Here is a 20,940-nt window from a genome sequence, read left to right on the forward strand (position 1 = left end):
CGGGCGCTGGCGTAGAGAATGGGGAGGAACAGCATGTCTCGAATTTTCTGTTGCGCATTATTTAGCTGTGTCGCGCCGGGCGCCCTGATGACAGGTGTCGCCCGTGCGCAGGACAGTGCTCCAGCAGCGGGCAGGGCCGAGGCTGGCCTGACCGACATCATCGTGACGGCGCGCAAACGCTCTGAAAATATCCAGAATGTTCCAACCGCCGTCACTGCAATGGATGCGAAGCTGATCGCGGATCTCCAGATCGAAAGCTTTCAGGATGTCGGCAAGACGGCGCCGAACGTGGTTATCCAGAAGCAGGCCGGATCGCCGACCGCGCCGCAATTCAATATTCGCGGCGTATCTTCGGGATCGATCAACTTCCAGATCGATTCCGGCGTCGCTCTCTATATTGATGGTGTGTATCTAGGACGGCCGGGCAATTCCGCATTCGACCTCGCGGATATCGACCGGATCGAAGTGCTGCGCGGACCGCAGGGCACTTTGTTTGGCCGTAACTCCACCGGCGGCGCAATCAGCTTCGTGACGGCAGGGCCGACCGGCAAGTTCGGCGTCGTCGTTGACGGCACCATCGGAAATTACCAGCGGCGGCGGGGGCGGATTACCGTCAATACGCCGGAATGGAATGGCTTGTCCGCGCGGGTCACCTATGTGCATGATGAAAATACCGGCTATGTGAAGAATAGCGGTCCGCGCAGAACCTATCTGTTTCCGGAACCTTTCGGGCCGCAAACCAGCGCGGACAGTTTCGGCGCGAACAACAATGAATCCGTTTTCGCGGCGGTACGCTATTCTGGCATCGACAATCTGACGCTCGACTATCGGTTCGACTATGCCGATCTGGTGACGACGCTCGATGCGATGCAGTTGTTGAACGGCGGTGCGGCCTTTGGCGCGATCACCAATTTTCCCAACCAACCTGCTTTAGGCGGAACGGCGGTTGAGAGTTTGAGGCGGTTGGACCGCGTGCCGATCGACGGTTTGGCTGCCGCGAGCCAGAAGACCTGGGGACATAGTCTTACGGCGGTCTATGACCTGAACGATGCGCTCAGCGTCAAATATATCGGGGCTCTTCGCGGCTTCAAGGTGAACAGCACTTCCGATCTGGATGGCAACGCGCTTGTCGATCCTTATGGCGGGACGGGCGGTTATTTCCAGGCATTGGGCGCAGTGAGATACGCCAAGCAACGGCAATGGTCCCACGAACTCCAGCTGCTGGGCCATATGGACCGATTGGATTTCGTCGGCGGCCTGTTCTACTATCGCGAGAAAGCCTTCCTCAACAGCCCGGTGATCTTCGGCCTGGTGGCGCAACCCGGCCAGCCGATCCCGATCGTCAACCCGGACAGCTATCTGGCCGGTGGCGACCTGTTGCGAGTGCTTAACAAGTCTTACGCCGCCTATGCCCATGTGGATTTCCGGTTGACCGACGAGCTGGAGCTGAGCGCGGGCACACGTTATTCCAAGGATGATCGAACGGAGAACGACCTGCTGGCGGCTCCGCGTACCCCCACGGTGCCGCGCGGCAGCTTCCGGGCGAAGCAGGGGCGCTTCGACTATGACGCCTCCATTCGTTACCGCTTCGCGCCCGACAGCAGCGTCTATGCCAAGTTCACCACCGGGTTCGTTTCAGGCGGTATCTTCCATGGCGCGGAATTCGAGCCCGAGACGATCAAATCCTATGAAGTCGGCCTTAAATCGGAATTCCTGAACAGGCGCGTCCGTATCAACCTGGCGCTGTTCCAGGCGGATCGCAAGGCGCTTCAGGTTACCGGCTTCGATCCCAACCAGGGCGGCAACATCCTGCTCAACACAGGTACGGAGCGGGCGCGCGGTGTCGAGGTCGAAACCACCGTGGTGCCGGTGGATGGCCTGACACTCAATGCCAATTACGGCTTCACCGATGTGAAGCCCAAGGCGGAATCGTCCAATCCCGCCGCAACGCCGGTGCGGTCCTACCAGCCCCGGCATACCGCCTATCTCGCGGCGCAATATGAAGCGGCGGCCTTTCCGGACGGCACGACGCTGAGCTTTCGCGTGGATGGCCAATATGAGGGCAAGCATTACCGGCTCCAGTGCCCGATCGGCGCGCTGCAGTCGCCGACCGAAGGCTGCCTGGGGAGCGGAGACGCTGCGCTTGATCGTGCGCTGGTTATTCCTTCGAGCTGGCAGATCGGTGCCCGCATGACCTTTGCCGATATCCCGCTTGGCAGTGTGAAGGGGCGGATTTCGCTGTGGGGCAAGAACCTCAACAATTCGGACAAGCCGGAATTCCTCTTTCCCGTATTCGATACCTGGACTGTCGGAACCTTCCAGGCGCCGCGCACCTATGGCGTCGATTTCGGCGTGGAGTTTTGATGGGACCGCGTTTCAACCTTGTCGCAAATCTTGAGGATTGGTCATGACGATACGGCTCGAGGACATAGAGCTCATCAAGCAGCTGAAGCATAAATATTGCCGGTATCTGGATACGGCCGATGCAGACGGCCTTGCCTCCGTCCTTACGGAAGACATCGTCGTCGATTATGTTGGCGCCAGTTATCACTTCCATGCCGAGGGCCGCGATGAGGTGGTGTCTCTGCTCCACGCGGCCTTCCATGAGGACTTCGTCGGTTGTCATACCGTGCATCAGCCCGAGATCAACGTGACGAGCGATGATCGGGCGGAAGGCCGCTGGACGCTTACCGACTATGCCATGGACTTCCGTACGGGCATGGAAACGAGCGGCGCCTGCCTCTATCGTGATGAATATCGCAAGGTCGATGGCCAATGGCAGATCGCTCGGTCCTCCTACCGCCGCCTGTATGAGCGGATGGAAAAGCCTGCGGTGGCGCCCAATTTCACGTCGCGCTATCTTGCGGAGAAGGCCGCCAATCCGGAAATCTGATGGCGTGGGTGCTGATCGAGGGGTAAGCGGAGCGGCTCATGCATGTCCCATCATGGCGGATTCGGACATGAATTGGGCTAATGCTTCGACACAGTCTTCGCGGGCGCGCGCCGCGTCGGTTAGCAGCCGTTCAATCCTCCGCTCACCCGATCTCGCGGGGGGTACATATGCCAGCGACCAGGTGACGAACCGGCGGCAGGGATATGCGCCCTCTGCGATGGTGCGGATATCTTCGTGCCGGAGGTCATCGAGGATGATCCGCTGCAATGTGTCCACCGAAGTCGCGGGGCCTTCAAGATATTGCGCGAAATGGCGGCCGGTGAACAGCAGTGCGCCCGTGACCTGGAGCTTGCGATTGCGAGGTATCGAGTCCCTGACGATATCCGCCACCAGCTCATCGGACTCGTCCTCGGCAAGCCTGCTCGTGCTGATGTAGAACCATCGGAAAATCATTTAGCGAACTCCGGGATTGTCGATCGTCATTACAGGAGAAGCGGCTGCCCCGTCTCCAACTCACTAGGGTTAAGCAGAAAGTCCCAACCGTGGGCCCAGCCTTTCGCTCAGCTTCGCTTCATCTTTCGTGGGGCACGTTCGGCTGCACCGCAAAGCTCAGGAGAGAAGATGTCCGTCGCTAAATTGTCTTTGGCATTGAGCCCGCTGATGCTCCTCCATGCCTGTGATCGAGAGCCGCGCGACCCGCGTGGCGTTGGTCATGATGAAACGCTGCTGTCCGTCAGCGCAACGGGACAGGGCGACACGCGTCCTGATCAGGCACAGTTCCAGGCCGGTATCAATAGCTGGGCGAAATCAGCCGCCGAAGCCACTGCCGCGAACCAACAGCTGATCGGAAAGATCGTGGACGCACTTTCCGGTGCAGGGATAGCGGAGAAGGACATCCAGACACGCAGCCTGAGTGTGCAACGGCTCGATTGGGGCGATCGCAAAGGCCAATATCAGGCCAGCAACATCATCAACGTAACCGTGCGGGACGTTGATCGGGCATCCGCCGCAGTGACAGCGGCTACCACGGCGGGTGCCAATGTCCTGAGTGGTCCCGATCTGCGCATGGCTGATCCGGAGAAGGCGGCGAACTCCGCATACACGGCAGCGTACAAGGCCGCGCATGCGCGCGCTGAGGCCTATGCCGATGCGGCAGGAATGACTATCGCGCGCGTGCTGTCGATACGCGATGCAGGCGGCACCCAAGGGAACCGCTATCTGCCGGGTGCGGTGCCGGTAGCGCCCCCACCCATCGCGGTTGAACAATCCGCCGCCAACGCTTCGAATGTCCCGTTGATGCCGGGGCAGACAACGAGCACAGTCGCCGTGCAGGTGGATTTCGCACTCAAGCCGAAATAAGCGCTCTACCTAACCGCGATCGAAGCAGCCGTTTGCACGAACGGCGATCATGTTATTTGTACTTTGCGTAGCCGTGACTTTAGGAGGGGTGGCATGCTGGTCCTTCGCAACAGCAGGCCGGTCCACTAACGCCAAGCGTAACGAGAAAATTGGGAGAGAGTAGATGAGCGGTCGATTGAGCGGCAAACGGGCCATGATCCTTGGCGTCGCTCCACAGAATGTCGGCGCCGCCATCGCGCGTACCTATATCGATCATGGTGCACAGGTCGTCATTGCCGGTCGCAGGACGGAACCGCTGCAACAGATTGCGGACGAGATCGGGGCGGAATGGGTCGCCTGCGACATCACCGACGAAGCCAGCCTCAACAAGGCGGTGGAGGATGCCGCCGACAAGATGGGCGGGCTCGACATCGGCGTCAACAGCACTGGCTGGGGCTTGCTCAAGCCGTTTCTGGAAACAAGCCGTGCCGAGCTGGAGCGCATGGCCGCTGTCCAGTTCACCGGGCCGTTCCAGTTTTTCCAGGCGCTGGTGCGGAACATGCAGCATGGCGGGTCCATCATCCAAATCTCATCGGTGACGGCGACGATCATGTTTGAGGATCATGCCGCCTATATGGGCACCAAGGCCGGTATCGATCACGTGATCCGCACGATTGCCAATGAATTTGGCGACAGGGGCATTCGCGCCAACAGCATCGCGGCTGGCGGCGTCGCGGATGCACCCATGTCGGGCGGGGGAATGGCCATCCCGGCGATGCGCGAACTTTATATGCGAGAGATCCCGCTCCGGCGGCCGGGCATGTCTGCGGATGTCGCCAACGCCGCGCTATGGCTGGCGAGCGAAGAGTCGAGCTTTGTTACAGGCCAGGTGATCCATGTAAGTGGCGGCCAGACGCTGCGGCGTAATCCGTCCATTGCGGAAGTCTATGCCATTTTCGGGGCAGAGCAATGAACCGATAATGGAGATTGGCTGACCTTCCGCAAAATGAAGGTCAAGCCAGATTGAAGCGTCACTACAGCACTTTGCGACCCGGAGGCGGGCCGACTCGAACTTCCGGATTTCGGTGCACGAAATCGGCACCAAAATCCGGATAGCTTGGTCGCTGTCTCTAGGCTTCCGAATTCCTCGAAACTTCCAGTCCTTCGAGATCGCCCTTTTCGCGCCATTTCTTCAGTTCTTCGAAATAGGCCAGGGTGCCACCGGCATAGGGAGCGTTGCGGGCCATCTTGTGGTCGCCAAGCGATCCTTCGTTGTTGTAGAAGCCGGGGGTGCATTCGGTGGAGAATTTGCCGGTCCCTGTCAGGTGCGACATGAGCACGCAAAGCCAGTCTTCCTGCGCCTGCTCGGTCGGTTCGAAGGCGCGGGCATCCAGGTCGACCATGCGCTTGATGGTGTAGGCGGTCTGTGTCGCGACATTATCGAGAATGGGAACGACGTTGACGCCGGTGCCGCCCTGGACCAGGCTGGACATCAGCAGGTTGGGGAAGCCCTTCGTATACATGCCATGCAGGGTGGCGGCGCCGTCCTTCCACGCGTCGGTCAGCGACTGACCGCTTTTGCCGTACAGTTCGAAGCCCAGGCGGCGGGTATAGCCCGTCGAGACTTCGAAGCCCGATGCATAGACGAGGCAATCGACGGGATATTCGGTGCCGCCGACCACCACGCCGGTGGGGGTGATGCGCTCGACACCCTTGCCGTCGGTATCGACCAGGGTGACGTTGGGACGGTTGAAGCTTTGCAGATATTCGTCATGGAAGCAGGGGCGCTTGCACATGGTGTTGTACCAGGGCTTCAATGCCTCTGCCGTGGCGGGATCCTGCACGATCTGATCGATGCGGGCGCGAATGCCCTCCATGCGGGCGAAGTCGGCCAGTTCATACTGATCGTCATCAGCTGCGCCGCCTTCGAAATTGACGCCGCCTGAAATCTGCGTCCAGCCATCGTTGATGAGGTCTTGCTCGACCGGCTGACCGGCGACCAGCGCCTCGAAATTCTCGATCCGCTCTTGCTGCCATCCAGGCTGGAGCGAAGCGGCCCATGCAGGATCGGTTGGCTGGTTGTTCCGCTCACCCACGCCGGATGGCGTGCGCTGGAAGACGTAGAGATGCTCTGCGTCGCGGGCAAGATTGGGCACCGCCTGCACCGCGGTCGCGCCGGTGCCGATGATGCCGACGCGCTTGTCCTTCAGGCGATCCATCGGCGTGGTCGGGCTGCCACCGGTATAGGCATAGTCCCAGCGGCTGGTATGGAAACTGTGTCCCTTGAAGGTTTCGATCCCCGGGATGCCGGGCAGTTTGGCCTTGTGCATGATCCCGCCGGCGATGACGAGGAAGCGTGCCGCCAGCACGTCGTCATGGTTGGTGCGCACCAGCCAGCGGGCGCGTCGCTCATCCCAGCGGACTTCCGTTACCTGCGTCTGGAACAATGCGCGGTCGTAAAGGTCGAAATGGCGGCCGAGCTGCTGGCAATAGCCGAAGATTTCCGCCGCCTTGGCGTATTTTTCCGTCGGGATGTAGCCGGTTTCCTCAAGCAGCGGCAGGTAGATATAGCTTTCAATGTCGCAAGCCGCGCCCGGATAGCGGTTCCAATACCAGGTGCCGCCGAAATCACCTGCCCGATCGATGATGCGGAAATCCTCGACGCCTTGCTGCCGCAGGCGTGCACCGGTTAGGAGCCCGCCGAAGCCGCCGCCGACGATTGCGACCTCTGTTTCTTCGACGATCGCCGGGCGCGTGAAGCCTGGTTCGACATAAGGGTCGGCGTCGAAGTCGCGGAAAACAGCGTTGGGATCAAGATACTGGTTCGGACCATCGGCCCGCAGACGCTTGTCGCGTTCGATGCGGTATTTTTCTCTAAGCGCTTCAGGAGATATCCGGACTGCTGTTTTAACATCGCTCATGAGCTAGCTCCAAAATCTTCAAATTCATCTTCGAATATCATCCCGCGATGCGCCACTTCAGTATAGACCATGCGAGAGGCAATCAGTCCCGACCGTCCTGTTGAGAGGACGGCGGGACTCGTCGCCCGTTCCTTCATTTGCCGTGGTCAGGCGACAAATTGCATGACTTCGACTTTATGACCCTCGGGGTCGGCCACGATCGCATAGCGGAACTTATGCTCCTCGAGCGTCTCAGCCGCTCTGGCGATGCTGCCGCCCGCGGCCAGCGCTGCAGCCACGACGGCGTCCACATCGTCGACCATGAAGGCAATCGCTGCCTCTCCCGGCGTTGGCGTAGGCCTGTTCACATAATGCATCAAGGCGAGTTGCTGGTTGCTTTCTCCCCCTTCTGCTTTCAGGAAAATCTCTATGTGGGGCTCTTCGGTTTCGAGGCCGTCGAAGCGTCCCACTTCCTTCATTCCGAAAGCGTCGCTGTAGAAACGCACCAATGTCTCTGCATCGCCAACCATCAGTTTGAAATAATATAGGGAAATCTTGCTCATCGGTTTTTTCCTATCGTGATCAAATCACTGAAACATGGTCTATGTTTGTCAAAGGCCGAACTGCATGACCTCGATGGCGTGACCTTCAGGATCGGTAATCGTTGCCCAGCGGAAATTATATGCCTCCAGCGTTTCGGCCGGTAGGATTATGCCGCCGCCTCTGGCTTGCGAAGCCGCCACGACTTCGTCCACATTTCCAACCGTGAAGGCGACCCTGACTTCGCCAGGCTGCGGCGTGGGCTTGTTGAAATATTGCATCAGGCACAATTGTTCGGTCTCTCCTGCCGACAGATATATCTCCAGGTGAGGGCGTACATGTTCGGGTTCGTGAATACGCCGGATTTCCTTCATTCCGAAGACCTCACGATAGAATGGCGCCAAAGCCTCCGCATCGTCGACCATCAACTTGACGTAATAAAGGGAAGTATTGCTCATCGATTTACCTCTTTGCGATCAAATTACCGACTTTTGATATTCAATTTCCTGATGCCTCCGTGCTCGCCCTAAAAGGAGTAGCGTGCACGAACGCCGTACATGCGTGGCTCGCCATATAAGGTGGCAGAGTAGAGAACCGAATTGAACACATTGCTGTTGGACACCCGGTACAGTTTGTTGGTGATGTTGGTGCCGTAAAGGCCGAGATCCAAATTGCTCCCGCCGATCCTCTTCCAATCGATCGACAGGTTGAGGGTGCCAAACGCCTCCAGCTTTTCGCCAGGCTCGTTCGGCGGGACTATGGTGCCCGACGTGTGCTGCGAAGATGTGTGGGAGTAGATCGCAAAGAACGAGATCGTGCCGAGATCGCCGCCAAGCGATTGTTCAGCCGAGGCATGAATGCTGTAGATGTAGGGCGAGACATATTGGAACGGCAGACAGGTCAAGTTTGCAGTGCCCGGCGCGGTGACGAAGTTGCCCGAGCAGTCCTGTACCAGTACGCTCGGTTGATATTCGTACCGCTTATATTTGGCGTCGGTGTAGCTGAATGTGCCGCCGATCTCCACGCCGGGGAACGGCCGTAGCGAAGCTTCCGCCTCTACACCCTGAATGCGGGCATCAGCCTTCAGAACCTGAGCGCCAGCAGCCTGCGTGCCAAGATTGAAATCACCGGCCGCCCGCTGGATATCCTTGTACGTCAGGTAATAATAGGTGGCGTTCAAACGGAGCGGCATGCCGGCAATACGGACGTCCGACTTGAAGCCGCCTTCATAAGAAGTGACATATTCGGGCGGGAATGTACGGGTGTTCGCGAAAACGGCGTTGGCGTTGATGCCACCGGCCTTGTAGCCGCGACTGACCTTTCCATACAGCAGCAGGGCAGGAGATACCCTATAGTCGAGGCCGATATTCCACGTTGGCGCATTGGTCTTCAGATTAGCCGAAAACTGACAGTCGGAAGGCGTGGTGGCTGGGATCGTGGGATCGGTATAGCAGGCGACAAAGCCCGGGCCCGCCTGATACAAATTGGCCGTGCCGCTCACCTTGTCCCAGGTATGGCGATACCCGCCCGTGAGCTTCAAATTTGCGAGAGCCGGGGTAAGCAGGCCAAGGTCCAGAGTCGCTTGCGCATAGAGCGCCTTCGACCTGTTGGTGATCGAATATCTGATGTCGTATCCCGGGCAGAAACCGGTGAAGGCGGCAGGGCAAAAGCCGACAGATCCGGCGCCCTGATTTGCTACCGGACGCTGGTCGTAGAGAAATGCGCCGGTGGTGAATGTCAGAAGATTGTCGAGCAGATTGCCCTGCAGTTGCAGTTCCTCGGTGAAAACTTTCAAGTCGTCCCTTGGAAGATCGGCCAATGTCGCATTCAGGTAGGTAAGCGGCGTTCCATCGCCCGGCAAAACTGCCTGTCCCGGCGCAGGATAGCGCCGTGGGTCATTATCTTCCTGCTGGAAGACGCTGCCGTCGCTATCGATGCTATAGGATGAGGTGAAGCGCTGGTAGCTTACGATATTGCGGAGGGTCAGTTCGTCGTTCAAGGCGAGCGAGGAGGTGTTGGTAATGCCCCACGTCTTCGTTTTTTGATAGGAGTCGGTGCCATGAGCCGTCTGCCGGGGACCGCGGGCTTCTGAATCGGCGACAGCCGCCCGGTACACATCACATGACGCGATCACGCCGGGGATGGTCGGGCCTTCCTGACAAAAGCCGAGCGTGGGGTCTGACAACGCAGCGATGTTAAACCCAGTGTTGACCGTCCCGGTGCCATTGTTCCTGGAATTGGCTCCATACGCCATGGTGTAGTTTTCAAACCCCTCGAAGGGCTTGAGCGTCAGGCCGATGCGTCCAGAATACCAGTGGGTGTTGTCGCGATCCTTGTCCCAGACCACATCATAGGTGTAGCCGTCACGGTCATGATAGGCACCTGCAACGCGCAGGAGAACCTTGTCATCGACGATCGGCACGTTGATCGCGCCTTCCAACTGCTTATTGTCGTAGTTGCCGAACTTGGCCTGCGCATAGCCTTCAAATCTGTTCGTCGGTTTGTGCGGGACGAGGAGAACGGCGCCGCCAGTGGTGTTGCGGCCGAAGAGCGTGCCCTGCGGACCATTCAGAACCTGCACATTCTCCAGATCAACGAAGTTCCCGGCGCCGCCCTGCTGCGGGGTCGAAATGGACGCGGGCAGCGGGACTTCGTTGAGGTACACCACTACACCAGGAGACGCCTGGAAGGTCGCACCCTGGCCGCGGATCGTGAAGCTCTGCGCTTCACGCGAAGGATTTCCGTTATTGCCCACGACCAGGGAGGGAACTGTCGCTTGCAGGTTTTGCGCCTCCGTAACGCCTTGCTGCTGTAGACGCTCGGGAGAAAAGGCCGTGATCGCAATAGGCACGTCTTGCGCGCGCTCATCACGGCGTTGGGCGGTCACGACGATATCGTTCGAAGGAAAGCTGCTAGAGTCGGGCTCCACAACGGCTTGATCTTGACCCTGGGCCTGCACATTCTGGGGAATGGCGACAGGAAACAGAGTAACTGAACATAATAAGGCGATGCGGATCCTAGTATACTTTACCATTTAACAGCCTCCCTTTATTCGTTTAATGTCGTGCCAAAATCTATTGGCTGTCGTTATTCATCAGTAATTGGCGACGAGCTTCTTCATTCTGCCGCCAGATCGTATATTGCGGGCATGATCGTAGGCGAGCCTGGCTCGAACACGCTGGTGAGCAACTGGATGAACTCAGGGTCGTGGAGCGGATCACTCGGCGTTTTGAAAGCTATGCCCCGCGCGCGCAGTTCCGACAGGAAGATATCGAAAACCTGCTCATGAGACAGGTCGTCACTATGATCCAGCGCGACCGTCATTTCATCCAGGTCCATGTACATGTCGGCGCCCCAATGGAATAACAGGCGGATTTCGTCGGCGGGCAACTGCTGAATGACGTTGCCATCCGTCTTGATTTGCCAGCCGTCCGAATTGGGGTCGGCTGCGATCACCGAATTGATTGCCAAGCCTTCGGGCTTGCGCATTTCAGCCGGGCCGCATGCATTGGCGCCGTGATACATGACCTCATTTTCCACGACGGCAGCACGGCCCCACATCGGCGCATAAAGCTGTTTGGGCTGCCCCTCGGGGCCGTCAGGCCAATAGGTGAATCCGCCGCCGATCTGCCCCTTATAGTACCAGGTCAGAACCTGCGCTTTCTTGACCTGCCAAGGGCGAAACAGCCCGCATTTGGTCATAAGCCCGATAAGCCAGCCGGGTGTGTTCTGAATGGTCACGCCCCGATAGTCGGCGCCATCGACATGAGGCGCCCCGCCCGCACCGGCGGGCCCCTGAATATTGCAGAGCATGAGGTTTGGCGCTGCATATTTGGCGCCCCAATAACCCCGGGCGAGATCAAGAAACTTGCTGTTGTAGAAGCAATCCTCGACCTCTGGGTAAAGGCTTGCATAGCCGCGGCCGAGCGTTGACCGAAAGACCGGGCTGAGAAACATGTCCCACGTCGGTACGAATCCTTCAGGAAGTGAGCCGGATGTTGCGCCGATTACCTCTTCAGGCGAACTGAATTCCTGGGACAGGATCGTCGTCCAGGGGCCCTTATTGCGCAAGACAGAGAAAAGCCGCTGCCGCTGATCTTCGCTGAACGCGTTCTCTATAAGCTGAGGCTCAGCGATCGGTCGCAGGAAAGAATGCGTGTTCATGATTTCTCCTTTTGCTGCCGGAACAGCCAATTGTTTTTTGTGTTCTCGCTGTGAGAGAAAGATATCCCTCAGCTTTCCCTAAGTGCTTTCAATGGATCGGCCTGTGCTCCGGCATGGCCGTATCCATATTTGGGACCGACCTGATATCCCATGAGTTTGAGCAGATCGTCAGGCAAGGTCCGCGCGATTTCCGGGGGGCAGGCGATATATTGATTTTCACCTTGTCGTAGCCATCCCAGGGAATAGTTTATCGCCTGCGCGATACGCACATCATTTGACCGGTTGTTGCCGCCGGCATGCCAAAGCTTGCCTGAGAAGATCAGCACTGATCCCCGCTTCATTTCTGTCGGCAGCGTGTCTTCCATTTTGTAATGGGCAGGCGGACGAGCATGGCTTCCGGGGACGATGCGTGTGGCACCATTCTCTTCAGTGTAGTCGGTGACAGCCCATAGAGTATTGCAACAAGCGATACAGTCGTCCGGGAATATGAAGTCATCGTAGAGAAGTTCATCTGTATGGATGACTTGCGCCGGAGCACCCGGGTTGAGCGAGATCATCTCGGTCGTGCAAATCTGGAACGTCGATGCGCAGCTGAGAATGTTCTTGACCACGCCTAAGACCAGTGGGTTCATCGCCAGATCGCGTCCGGCCGGCGATCGGGCGATCAGCTTGCCCACCCGTTGCGCATAGTCCCCGCCCCACTCTGCGTCGGTCGGCTGAGCCTGCGGATTGAATGGCTGCATGTCCGATCGGACCTGATCCATCACCGACTCAGGAACCAGGCAATCCATGATGACATGACCATGTTCCCGCATTACTGCAGTGGCTTCTTCGATCGTTGCCGTATTTGGCAGATGCTGCACGCTCATTGTGAAGCTCCTTCATTGAGCTCGTATGGTTGTCATCCCGGCTTCTTAGGAGATGTCGCCCGAAACAGATTCAAACCGAAACTGCGTCACCTCGTTTTTCTAAGTATGTCGAAGAGGGTTTGCGTGATGCGATCGATCTGGTCTCGATCGATGATGAGTGGCGGCGACAGTGCGATGGTGTCACCATTGGCGCGGACCAGAAGCCCCTTTTCAAAGCAGTCCACAAATACATCAAAGCCGCGTGATCCCGGGTCATCGGGTCGGGGCGAAAGTTCGATTGCGGCGACCAGGCCCATGGCCCGGATATCGGCAATGTGCGGGGCGTTCTGCAATGAGAGCAGATTGCGCTGCCAATGCTCTTCGAGTTCCGCAGCGCGCGTGAAGAGGCCTTCGCGCTGATAGACGTCGAGGCTGGCAAGACCAGCTGCGCAGGCGGCCGGGTGGCCGGAATAGGTGTAGCCGTGGAATAGCTCGATCGCGGCCTCGGGCCCCTGCATGAGGGCGTCGTGGACGTGGCGGGATGTGAACACCGCACCCATCGGCATGGCGCCGTTGGTCAGCCCCTTTGCGGTCGTCATGATGTCCGGCGCGACATCGAAATGCTGGGCTGCAAAAGGGCTGCCCAGGCGGCCGAAGCCGGTGATGACCTCATCGAAGATCAGGAGGATGCCGTGCCGTGTCGCGATCTCGCGTAGCCGCTTCAGATACCCCTGCGGAGGCAGCAACACCCCTGTCGAGCCAGCAACCGGTTCGACGATAACCGCAGCGATCGTTTCCGCGCCATGGAGTTGGACGAGCCGCTCCAGATCGTCGGCCAGTTCGGCGCCATGTTCGGGAGGGCCCTTGCAGAAAAGGTTGCGGCTCGGATCATGTGTGTGCCGCATGTGATCAACGCCATGCAGGGTGGAGAAGGCGCGTCGATTATTGACCAGCCCCCCTACCGAAATGCCGCCAAAACCGACCCCATGATAGCCACGCTCACGCCCAACCAGCCGAGTGCGTGTGCCTTGACCAATCGCGCGCTGATAGGCGAGAGCGATCTTGAGCGCCGTGTCCACGGATTCTGAGCCGGATCCGGTGAAGAATATCCGGTCGAGACCCGGGGGCGCTATTTCGGCCAGGCGTTCTGCAAAGCGGAAGGCAAGGGGATGGCCTAGTTGAAAGCTTGGTGCGTAGTCCAAGCCCTCCAACTGGGCGGCGACCGCTGAAGCAATCTCCTTCCGACCATGGCCGGCGTTGACGCACCACAGGCCCGCTGACCCATCGAGTATGTCGCGTCCGTCATCGCTGCGGTAATACATGCCGGATGCTTCGACCAGCATTCGCGGCGCCGCCTTGAACTTCCGATTAGGCGTGAAGGGCATCCAATAGGCATCGAGTGCTACGCTGTTGGTCAAAGTCTTCATTTGATCATCCGTCAATTTGTTGACATGTTGATCGTTTATCCAGGCATGCCGCAAGGCGTTTTCAGCTTTTAAGAAGATCCTTGATTTTCAATAGGATGCCTTGATGAATGTTCGATATATCGAACATATTCAACAGGGAGAGTCGTTTCAGTGTCGGAAGTGGAGATCGGATCGCGCCTGCGCCGTGCGCGTGAAAAGGCCGGAATATCTCAGCGCACGCTGGCCAAACGTGCTGGGATCACCAATTCTACCATCTCGCTGATGGAATCGAACGGCACCAATCCGTCGATCGGCGCCTTGAAGCGCGTGCTCGATGCCATGTCCGTCAGTTTGTCCGATTTTTTCGCGATGGACGAACCGGACCGTCCTCAGTCTTTCTATAAGGCTTCCGAACTCACGGAAATTGGCAAGGGGTCCGTGTCCTTGCGCCAGGTGGGATCCAACCTGGCTGGGCGGCAACTGCAGATCCTGTCGGAGACGTGGCAGCCGGGCGCGGACACGGGGAAGATCAGCCTTACTCATGAAGGCGAGGAGGGCGGGGTGGTGATATCAGGCTTCATTGAAATCACCGTCGATGACGAACGATGCATCCTTGGACCTGGCGACGCTTACAACTTCGACAGCAGGCGGCCACATCGCTTCCGCTGCGTCGGGGATGAACCGGCCCGCTGCATTAGTGCGTGCACTCCTCCCACCGTCTAGGATATTTCGATTATATGCCAGCTTCGCATAGCTCAGTTTGATTTCTGTACTTTTCAGTATGGCCTATCCATCGATACCGGCAGGCAAGCTTAGATATGATTGGGATGGAAATGGGCGCGCCCGAACAAGAAGAGACGTTTTCAGACATCCGCGAAGGCATCCGCCGGCTTTGTGCGCGGTTTCCCGGGGCCTATTGGCAGGAGTTGGATGCTGAGCGGCGCTATCCCACCGAGTTCGTGACGGCGCTGGCCAGCGAGGGTTGGCTTTCAGTGCTGATCCCGGAGGAGTTTGGCGGCTCGGGTCTTGGGCTGGCTGCTGCAACGGCGGTGCTGGAGGAAGTGCACCGTTCGGGATGCAATGGCGGTGCGGCCCATGCGCAGATGTACACCATGGGCACTGTCCTGCGGCATGGGTCGGAGGAGCAGAAGGCACGCTATTTGCCGAAGATCGCCTCGGGTGAGCTTCGCCTCCAGGCGTTCGGGGTCACCGAACCGACGAGCGGCACTGACACGACCCGTATAAGGACCTTCGCCAAGCGGGATGGCGACGACTATGTCGTCAATGGCCAGAAGATATGGATCAGCCGCGCTGAACATTCCGACCTGATGGTCCTGCTGGTGCGCACCACGCCGCGTGAGGAATGCGCCAAGCCTACCGATGGCATCAGTGTCTTGCTGGTCGATATGCGTGAAGCGGTGGGCAACGGCCTTACCATTCGGCCGATCCGCACCATGCTGAACCATGCGACGACGGAACTGTTCTTCGACGATTTGCGCGTGCCAGCGGCGAACCTGATCGGCGAGGAAGGAAAGGGCTTTCGGTACATCCTGTCCGGCATGAACGCCGAACGCATTCTGATCGCGTCGGAATGTATTGGCGACGCGCGCTTCTTCATCGATCGCGCGAGCGCCTATGCGAAGGACAGGTCCGTCTTCGGCCGTCCGATCGGGCAGAACCAGGGTGTCCAATTCCCCATCGCGCGCGCCTATGTACAGACCACGGCCGCCGCTGCCATGGTGGATCGGGCCGCGGCGCTGTTCGATGCGGGGGTGCAGCCGGGCACCGAAGCGAACATGGCCAAGATGCTGGCGTCCGAGGCGTCATGGTATGCTGCCGACATGTGCGTCCAGACCCATGGCGGCTTCGGCTTTGCGGAAGAATATGACATCGAACGCAAGTTCCGCGAAACGCGCCTCTACCAGGTCGCGCCGATTTCGACCAACCTGATCCTCAGCCATGTGGCGACGCATGTGCTGGGCCTGCCGAAGAGCTTCTGATGGGAAAAGTGCTGGAAGGCTTGCTGGTCGTCTCGCTGGAACAGGCGGTGGCTGCGCCGCTGTGTACCAGCCGCCTTGCAGAAGTGGGGGCGCGGGTCATCAAGCTTGAGCGGGCCGAGGGAGACTTCGCGCGTGGTTATGACTCCGTCGTCCATGGCGAGAGCGCCTATTTCGTCTGGCTGAACCGCGGCAAGCAGTCGCTGCGCATCGACCTGAAAGACCCCGCCGACGCGGCGCTGGTGGAACGGATGCTGTCCAAGGCAGACGTGTTCGTCCAGAATCTCGCGCCCGGCGCGGCGGCACGGTCGGGTTTCGGATCGGCTGATCTGCGCGCCCGCTATCCCCGCCTCATCACCTGCGACATCACCGGCTATGGTGAGAGCGGCGATGCGGCTGGAATGAAGGCCTATGACTTCCTGATCCAGTGCGAAGCCGGGCTGGCGAGCATCACCGGCACGGCGGATGATCCTGCGCGGGTCGGGGTTTCGGTGGCCGACATCGCCTGCGGGATGAATGCGCATGCTGCGATCCTTCAGGCGTTGATTGAGCGGGGACAGACTGGCAAGGGGCGCGGCATCGCGGTGTCGCTGTTCGATGGGTTGGCCGATTGGATGACGGTGCCGCTGCTGCATTATGATTATGGTGGCAAGGCGCCTTCGCGCGCTGGGCTGAAGCATCCTTCGATCGCGCCCTATGGCGCCTTTGCGACGGCGGACGGATCGCAGATCGTGGTGTCGATCCAGAATGAGCGGGAATGGGCGAAGTTCTGCGCCACGGTGCTGGGTGATGCAGGCTTGGCGACTGACCCGCGCTATGCGTCCAACACGCTGCGTTGCGCCAATCGTCCTGAACTGGATGCGATGGTCGGCCGTGTTTTTGCAGCCGAAATGCCTGACGCACTGATCGCCCGGCTGGAAGCGGCTGGCACGGCTTGGGCACGATTGAACGGCGTTGATGGTTTGTCGCGGCACAGCCAGCTTCGCCGCGTCACGGCGGAAACTCCGACTGGACCCGTCGACTTGCCAGCCTCGCCCGTGAGATGGGATGGGGAGGAGGCGGTTGCGCTGCCGGTTCCGGCTTTGGGGGGCGATGATGAAGCGATCCGGGCGGAGTTTCTGTGAGCCGAGCGATCGAACATCGCACCGATATAGCCGCCGCCCGGCAAGCGCATTTGCTTGCCGCGCTGCTTGATCATGACAGGCCGCCGTGGCGGGCGGGAGAGTTGCCGCCGCTTGCGCACTGGTTGTTGTTTCCGCCGGACGCGCGGCAGTCAGGCATTGGACCCGACGGTCACCCGATGCGGGAGGATGATGGCCTGCCGCGCCGCATGTGGGCAGGCAGCCGCGTGCGTTTTCTCGCTCCGATCATGCTTGGCAGCGAAGTGGAGCGGGAGACAAGCGCGATCGCGATCAACGACAAGGAGGGGCGATCCGGGCGGATGCGCTTCGTCACCCTGCGTCATCTGTTGAAGGTGGACGGCCAGGTCTGCGTCGAGGAAGAGCAGGACATCGTCTATCGCGAAGTTGGGCGGAACGGGGCTCCTCCGCCGCCCGACGCGCTGACGCCCGCGCCGCAAATTGCGCGTGCGGTAACGATTGATCCGGTGCAGCTTTTCCGCTTCTCCGCCCTCACTTTCAACGCGCACCGCATCCATTATGATTTGCCCTACACGCAGGATGTCGAAGGCTATCCCGGGCTGGTCGTCCATGGCCCCTTCATCGCGACATTGCTGATGGATCATTTCCTGCGCCATGCTCCAGCCGCGCAGGTCTCAAGCTTCTCCTTCCGCGCGCAGCGGCCGATTTTTGCGGGTGAGCCGTTCACGCTTGGCTTAGCAACGGAGGGAATGGGCGGCGACTTGATGGCGATTGATCACGCGGGCGGCCTGGCGATGCGGGCGCGTGTGGAAACTCGCTAGTCCAGTCCTGTTCATTGGTAGATTCGCCAGATCGCTAAGTCGCCTTAGGCTGTAGAGCTGAGAGGCTATGACGCCAGGCACGTCAGCTTTTCGACCTCCGGCAGTGACGCCAGGTCAAGTGCAGCCTTGGCAAGCGTGTCCGCCTTGGTCGCTCCCAGCACTGGAGCGGCAAGCGCCATAAACTTAGCCAACAGCTTATCTGTTCCGAGGAAGTTGGAGGGTTCGCCCAGCGGCACGACCACTTTGCGGCTGAAAGTCTGACCGCGCGCCGCGATGGTGATTTTCCCCGACATGTTGGTTGGGAACTCCGCCTCGATCTCCGGCTCGTGGATGCAGTCGACCTTGGGCAGCATCGTGCGGATGACAGGGTCGTTCAACCGCTGATAGCTGTCCCATTCCATCGCGCCTGTGACCAGCGCGCAGGAGAGGACGAACGGCGCGCTGAACTGCGCGTCCACGATGTTGCGTGGATTGCGTTTATGCTCGATCGGCGCGCCGACCAGCAGCAGGCCAGCGTTGGACAGGCCGTAGGTGATGCTGTCCACCTGCTCCGGCAGCAATCCATGCTCCGCCCGCAGCGCCAGCACCGCGTCTATACCGGCATGGCCGTATCGGCAGGATGGATAGGGTTTGATGCCGGTATGCATCAGTTCGTAAACGGAGCCGAGATCCTGCACGACCCGCTCTGGCCTCGGCGCGGGCGCGTAGCCTTGAAGGAAGCCATGGCGTCCCTCGATGGCTTCAGCCGGACCCTTGTAGCCATTGCGCGCCAATGTCGCAGCGGTAAGGCCAGCCATCGCCGCCCATCCGACTTGAAACGGCTTTGTCTGCGCGCCATCGGCCAGGAACTGGAGGCTTCCCGCGCTCTGGCTCAACGCAATGCCCAGCGCGGAGCTGATCCCTGCGGCATCAAGGCCGAATATCCGCGCCGCCGCAGCAGCAGCGCCGAACACGCCGCAGGTCGCGCTGGGATGAAAGCCGCGGGCATAATGATCGCCCGCTGGGAGTGCCACAGCGATCCGGCAGCAAGTCTCATAGCCAGCGACGATGGCGGCGAGAATGTCCGCGCCGGATGCTCCCACAATCTCCGCTGCGGCAAGTGCGGCCGGGATGACCGGTGCGCCGGGATGCAATGTCCCAGCGGCATGGGTGTCGTCAAAGTCGAGCGCATGCGCCAGCGCGCCATTGAGCAGCGCCGCACCCGCCGGGGCATAGCCTGCCGGGTCGCCGAACACGCGGGCTGCACCATTGCCCATGCCCATCGCGGCTACGGTGGCGAGCAGGGGCGGAGCGACCGCCGCCTCGCTGCGCGCTCGCACGATGCTGCCGATGAGGTCGAGCAGGAGAAGGAGCGTGCGCTCGACCACCTCTGAGGGCAGGGACGCTATCGAGACGTTGGCACAGAAATCCGACAAGGCTTCCGTGATTTTCATGATCTCACCGGATCACGAATGGATTTGATACCGGAGATCCGAGGTCGATCCATACGCTTTTGGTCTGGAGATACTCGTCCATCGCCTCTTGCCCGTTTTCGCGTCCGATGCCGCTGCGCTTCATACCGCCGAACGGGGCCATGAAACTGACGGCGCGATAGGTGTTGACCCAGACCGTGCCTGCTTCGACGCGTTCCGACATGCGAATGGCGCGGCCGATATTCTGCGTCCATACGCCCGCAGCGAGGCCATAGGGGCTGTCATTGGCGATCGACAGCGCCTCTTCCTCATCATCGAACGGGATGATGGCAAGCACCGGCCCGAACACTTCCTCGCGCGCGATCGGCATCTGGTTGTTGACGCCGGTGAAGATGGTGGGCTGCACGAACCAGCCGTCTTCTAACCCGGCAATCGTAGGCAGGCCGCCACCCAGCACGCATTCCGCGCCCGATTGACGAGCGCCCGCGATGTGATCGATTATCTTGCCGCGCTGCGCCAGGGTCGTCACCGGCCCGACCTGCGTGTCGGTCAGCTTCGGATCGCCAATGCGAGCGGTGCCCGCCAGGGTGACCAGACGCTCCACCACCTCGTCATGCACGTCGCGCTGTACCAACAGGCGCGATCCCGCGATGCAGGTCTGGCCCGATGCCGCGAAGATGCCCGACACCGCGCCATAAACCGCCCGGTCGAGGTCGGCATCGTTAAAGATGATGTTGGGCGACTTGCCGCCCAACTCCAGCGTGACCTTCTTCAGATTTTCGGCAGCGGAGCGATAGACGGCGATGCCGCCGGGTTCGCCCCCGGTAAAGGCGACCTTGGCAATGTCAGGATGCTTGACCAGCGGCTCGCCACATTCCTGAGGTAGGCCGGTGACGGTATTGACGACCCCCGCCGGGAAGCCCGCACGCTCGAACAGTTCGACAAAGGCGAGGGTCGAGCAGGAGGCATGTTCCGACGGCTTGATCACCGCCGTGTTGCCCGCCGCCAGCAATGGCGCCAACTTCCACGCCAGCAGCATGAGCGGCGAGTTCCACGGCGTGATGCAGGCGATCACTCCCAGCGGCTCGCGGCGTGTGAAGGCATGCATCGATGGCTTGTCGATTGGGAGGACCTGCCCTTCGATCTTGTCGGCCAGACCCGCAAAGTAGCGATAATAGGTGGGGAGATTGCCAAGCTGCGCCCGCATTTCCGCGATCAGCTTGCCATTGTCCTGCGTTTCGAGTTGCGCAAGGCGTTCCGCCTCTTCCGCGAGAATGTCGGCAAAGCGGTAGAGCAAGGCACCGCGCGCGGTTGCTGTCAGGCCACGCCACTCGGGTGAGCGGAAGGCGGTGCGCGCCGCCTCCACCGCTGCATCGACATCGGCAGAAGTGCAGCGCGGGATGAGAGCCCAGGGCTTGCCGGTCGCGGGGTCAAGGCTCTCCAGCCATTCGCCGCCGTCCGCCTCACGCGCACTCCCCGCCAGCAGATTGCGGAACCGGACCAGATCCTCAGCCATCAAAC

At 59.9% G+C, this 20,940-nt stretch carries 18 protein-coding genes; 8 read left to right on the top strand and 10 right to left on the bottom strand.

What is annotated here, in order from left to right:
• Nucleotides 1-87 precede the first annotated feature (87 nt).
• Nucleotides 88-2,364 (top strand): TonB-dependent receptor, encoded by a 2,277-nt coding sequence (locus tag MU848_RS00770; protein WP_247229566.1) that lies wholly within the window; start codon nucleotides 88-90, stop codon nucleotides 2,362-2,364.
• A 43-nt stretch (nucleotides 2,365-2,407) separates the two neighbouring features.
• A complete protein-coding gene (locus tag MU848_RS00775; protein WP_247229568.1) occupies nucleotides 2,408-2,893 on the top strand; it encodes a nuclear transport factor 2 family protein in 486 nt (161 codons plus the stop codon).
• Nucleotides 2,894-2,929: 36 nt separating this feature from the next.
• On the opposite strand, the gene MU848_RS00780 is transcribed toward MU848_RS00775, so the two are convergent.
• Nucleotides 2,930-3,346: a BLUF domain-containing protein gene (locus MU848_RS00780; protein WP_201516520.1), complete on the bottom strand. Its 417-nt coding sequence runs from the start codon at nucleotides 3,344-3,346 to the stop codon at nucleotides 2,930-2,932.
• Between the two features lie 168 nt (nucleotides 3,347-3,514).
• Here MU848_RS00780 and MU848_RS00785 point away from each other — a divergent pair, with 168 nt between their 5' ends.
• Complete coding sequence (locus MU848_RS00785) at nucleotides 3,515-4,252, top strand: SIMPL domain-containing protein (protein WP_247229570.1); 738 nt, start codon at nucleotides 3,515-3,517, stop codon at nucleotides 4,250-4,252.
• A gap of 163 nt (nucleotides 4,253-4,415) precedes the next feature.
• The gene (locus MU848_RS00790; protein ID WP_247229572.1) at nucleotides 4,416-5,204 is read left to right on the top strand and encodes an SDR family oxidoreductase; all 789 of its coding nucleotides are present in this window, start codon (nucleotides 4,416-4,418) and stop codon (nucleotides 5,202-5,204) included.
• A gap of 157 nt (nucleotides 5,205-5,361) precedes the next feature.
• Here MU848_RS00790 and MU848_RS00795 read toward each other — a convergent pair whose 3' ends face one another.
• From MU848_RS00795 to MU848_RS00825, 7 genes are all read right to left on the bottom strand, one after another.
• Nucleotides 5,362-7,152, bottom strand: a complete 1,791-nt coding sequence (locus MU848_RS00795; protein WP_247229574.1) for a flavin-containing monooxygenase — start codon at nucleotides 7,150-7,152, stop codon at nucleotides 5,362-5,364.
• Between the two features lie 146 nt (nucleotides 7,153-7,298).
• Nucleotides 7,299-7,694, bottom strand: coding sequence for a VOC family protein (locus MU848_RS00800; protein ID WP_247229576.1), 396 nt, complete (start codon nucleotides 7,692-7,694; stop codon nucleotides 7,299-7,301).
• A 48-nt stretch (nucleotides 7,695-7,742) separates the two neighbouring features.
• Nucleotides 7,743-8,129: a VOC family protein gene (locus MU848_RS00805; RefSeq protein ID WP_097093431.1), complete on the bottom strand. Its 387-nt coding sequence runs from the start codon at nucleotides 8,127-8,129 to the stop codon at nucleotides 7,743-7,745.
• 68 nt (nucleotides 8,130-8,197) lie between these two features.
• The gene (locus MU848_RS00810) at nucleotides 8,198-10,705 is read right to left on the bottom strand and encodes a TonB-dependent receptor (RefSeq protein WP_247229578.1); all 2,508 of its coding nucleotides are present in this window, start codon (nucleotides 10,703-10,705) and stop codon (nucleotides 8,198-8,200) included.
• An 83-nt stretch (nucleotides 10,706-10,788) separates the two neighbouring features.
• Nucleotides 10,789-11,835 carry a hypothetical protein gene (locus MU848_RS00815; RefSeq protein ID WP_247229580.1) on the bottom strand — a complete coding sequence of 349 codons (1,047 nt, stop codon included), beginning with the start codon at nucleotides 11,833-11,835 and terminating at the stop codon, nucleotides 10,789-10,791.
• A 68-nt stretch (nucleotides 11,836-11,903) separates the two neighbouring features.
• Nucleotides 11,904-12,704 carry a phytanoyl-CoA dioxygenase family protein gene (locus MU848_RS00820; protein WP_247229582.1) on the bottom strand — a complete coding sequence of 267 codons (801 nt, stop codon included), beginning with the start codon at nucleotides 12,702-12,704 and terminating at the stop codon, nucleotides 11,904-11,906.
• Nucleotides 12,705-12,790: 86 nt separating this feature from the next.
• A complete protein-coding gene (locus MU848_RS00825; RefSeq protein WP_247229583.1) occupies nucleotides 12,791-14,110 on the bottom strand; it encodes an aspartate aminotransferase family protein in 1,320 nt (439 codons plus the stop codon).
• Nucleotides 14,111-14,260: 150 nt separating this feature from the next.
• Here MU848_RS00825 and MU848_RS19045 point away from each other — a divergent pair, with 150 nt between their 5' ends.
• From MU848_RS19045 to MU848_RS00845, 4 genes are all read left to right on the top strand, one after another.
• Nucleotides 14,261-14,812: a cupin domain-containing protein gene (locus tag MU848_RS19045; protein WP_097093435.1), complete on the top strand. Its 552-nt coding sequence runs from the start codon at nucleotides 14,261-14,263 to the stop codon at nucleotides 14,810-14,812.
• A 104-nt stretch (nucleotides 14,813-14,916) separates the two neighbouring features.
• Complete coding sequence (locus tag MU848_RS00835; RefSeq protein ID WP_201516578.1) at nucleotides 14,917-16,089, top strand: acyl-CoA dehydrogenase family protein; 1,173 nt, start codon at nucleotides 14,917-14,919, stop codon at nucleotides 16,087-16,089.
• Nucleotides 16,089-17,210, top strand: a complete 1,122-nt coding sequence (locus MU848_RS00840; protein WP_247229585.1) for a CaiB/BaiF CoA transferase family protein — start codon at nucleotides 16,089-16,091, stop codon at nucleotides 17,208-17,210. The genes MU848_RS00835 and MU848_RS00840 overlap by 1 nt, the downstream gene beginning before the upstream one ends.
• Complete coding sequence (locus MU848_RS00845; protein WP_247229587.1) at nucleotides 17,207-18,007, top strand: FAS1-like dehydratase domain-containing protein; 801 nt, start codon at nucleotides 17,207-17,209, stop codon at nucleotides 18,005-18,007. The genes MU848_RS00840 and MU848_RS00845 overlap by 4 nt, the downstream gene beginning before the upstream one ends.
• 65 nt (nucleotides 18,008-18,072) lie before the next feature.
• On the opposite strand, the gene MU848_RS00850 is transcribed toward MU848_RS00845, so the two are convergent.
• Both MU848_RS00850 and MU848_RS00855 read right to left on the bottom strand, forming a co-directional pair.
• Nucleotides 18,073-19,440: an MmgE/PrpD family protein gene (locus MU848_RS00850; RefSeq protein ID WP_247229589.1), complete on the bottom strand. Its 1,368-nt coding sequence runs from the start codon at nucleotides 19,438-19,440 to the stop codon at nucleotides 18,073-18,075.
• 4 nt (nucleotides 19,441-19,444) lie between these two features.
• A complete protein-coding gene (locus MU848_RS00855; protein WP_247229591.1) occupies nucleotides 19,445-20,935 on the bottom strand; it encodes an aldehyde dehydrogenase in 1,491 nt (496 codons plus the stop codon).
• Nucleotides 20,936-20,940: the final 5 nt, after the last annotated feature.

The organism is Sphingobium agri, assembly GCF_023051225.1.
Taxonomy (GTDB): Bacteria; Pseudomonadota; Alphaproteobacteria; order Sphingomonadales; family Sphingomonadaceae; genus Sphingobium; species Sphingobium agri.

Excerpts from the sequence above, each read along its gene's own strand:
- MU848_RS00775 (WP_247229568.1), top strand. The coding sequence starts at position 2,408 with ATGACGATACGGCTCGAGGACATAGAGCTCATCAAGCAGCTGAAGCAT.
- MU848_RS00825 (WP_247229583.1), bottom strand. The coding sequence starts at position 14,110 with ATGAAGACTTTGACCAACAGCGTAGCACTCGATGCCTATTGGATGCCC.
- MU848_RS00795 (WP_247229574.1), bottom strand. The coding sequence starts at position 7,152 with ATGAGCGATGTTAAAACAGCAGTCCGGATATCTCCTGAAGCGCTTAGA.
- MU848_RS00835 (WP_201516578.1), top strand. The coding sequence starts at position 14,917 with ATGGAAATGGGCGCGCCCGAACAAGAAGAGACGTTTTCAGACATCCGC.
- MU848_RS00850 (WP_247229589.1), bottom strand. The coding sequence starts at position 19,440 with ATGAAAATCACGGAAGCCTTGTCGGATTTCTGTGCCAACGTCTCGATA.
- MU848_RS00805 (WP_097093431.1), bottom strand. The coding sequence starts at position 8,129 with ATGAGCAATACTTCCCTTTATTACGTCAAGTTGATGGTCGACGATGCG.
- MU848_RS00770 (WP_247229566.1), top strand. The coding sequence starts at position 88 with ATGACAGGTGTCGCCCGTGCGCAGGACAGTGCTCCAGCAGCGGGCAGG.
- MU848_RS00810 (WP_247229578.1), bottom strand. The coding sequence starts at position 10,705 with ATGGTAAAGTATACTAGGATCCGCATCGCCTTATTATGTTCAGTTACT.
- MU848_RS00785 (WP_247229570.1), top strand. The coding sequence starts at position 3,515 with ATGTCCGTCGCTAAATTGTCTTTGGCATTGAGCCCGCTGATGCTCCTC.
- MU848_RS00800 (WP_247229576.1), bottom strand. The coding sequence starts at position 7,694 with ATGAGCAAGATTTCCCTATATTATTTCAAACTGATGGTTGGCGATGCA.
- MU848_RS00840 (WP_247229585.1), top strand. The coding sequence starts at position 16,089 with ATGGGAAAAGTGCTGGAAGGCTTGCTGGTCGTCTCGCTGGAACAGGCG.
- MU848_RS00780 (WP_201516520.1), bottom strand. The coding sequence starts at position 3,346 with ATGATTTTCCGATGGTTCTACATCAGCACGAGCAGGCTTGCCGAGGAC.
- MU848_RS00820 (WP_247229582.1), bottom strand. The coding sequence starts at position 12,704 with ATGAGCGTGCAGCATCTGCCAAATACGGCAACGATCGAAGAAGCCACT.
- MU848_RS00855 (WP_247229591.1), bottom strand. The coding sequence starts at position 20,935 with ATGGCTGAGGATCTGGTCCGGTTCCGCAATCTGCTGGCGGGGAGTGCG.
- MU848_RS00790 (WP_247229572.1), top strand. The coding sequence starts at position 4,416 with ATGAGCGGTCGATTGAGCGGCAAACGGGCCATGATCCTTGGCGTCGCT.
- MU848_RS00815 (WP_247229580.1), bottom strand. The coding sequence starts at position 11,835 with ATGAACACGCATTCTTTCCTGCGACCGATCGCTGAGCCTCAGCTTATA.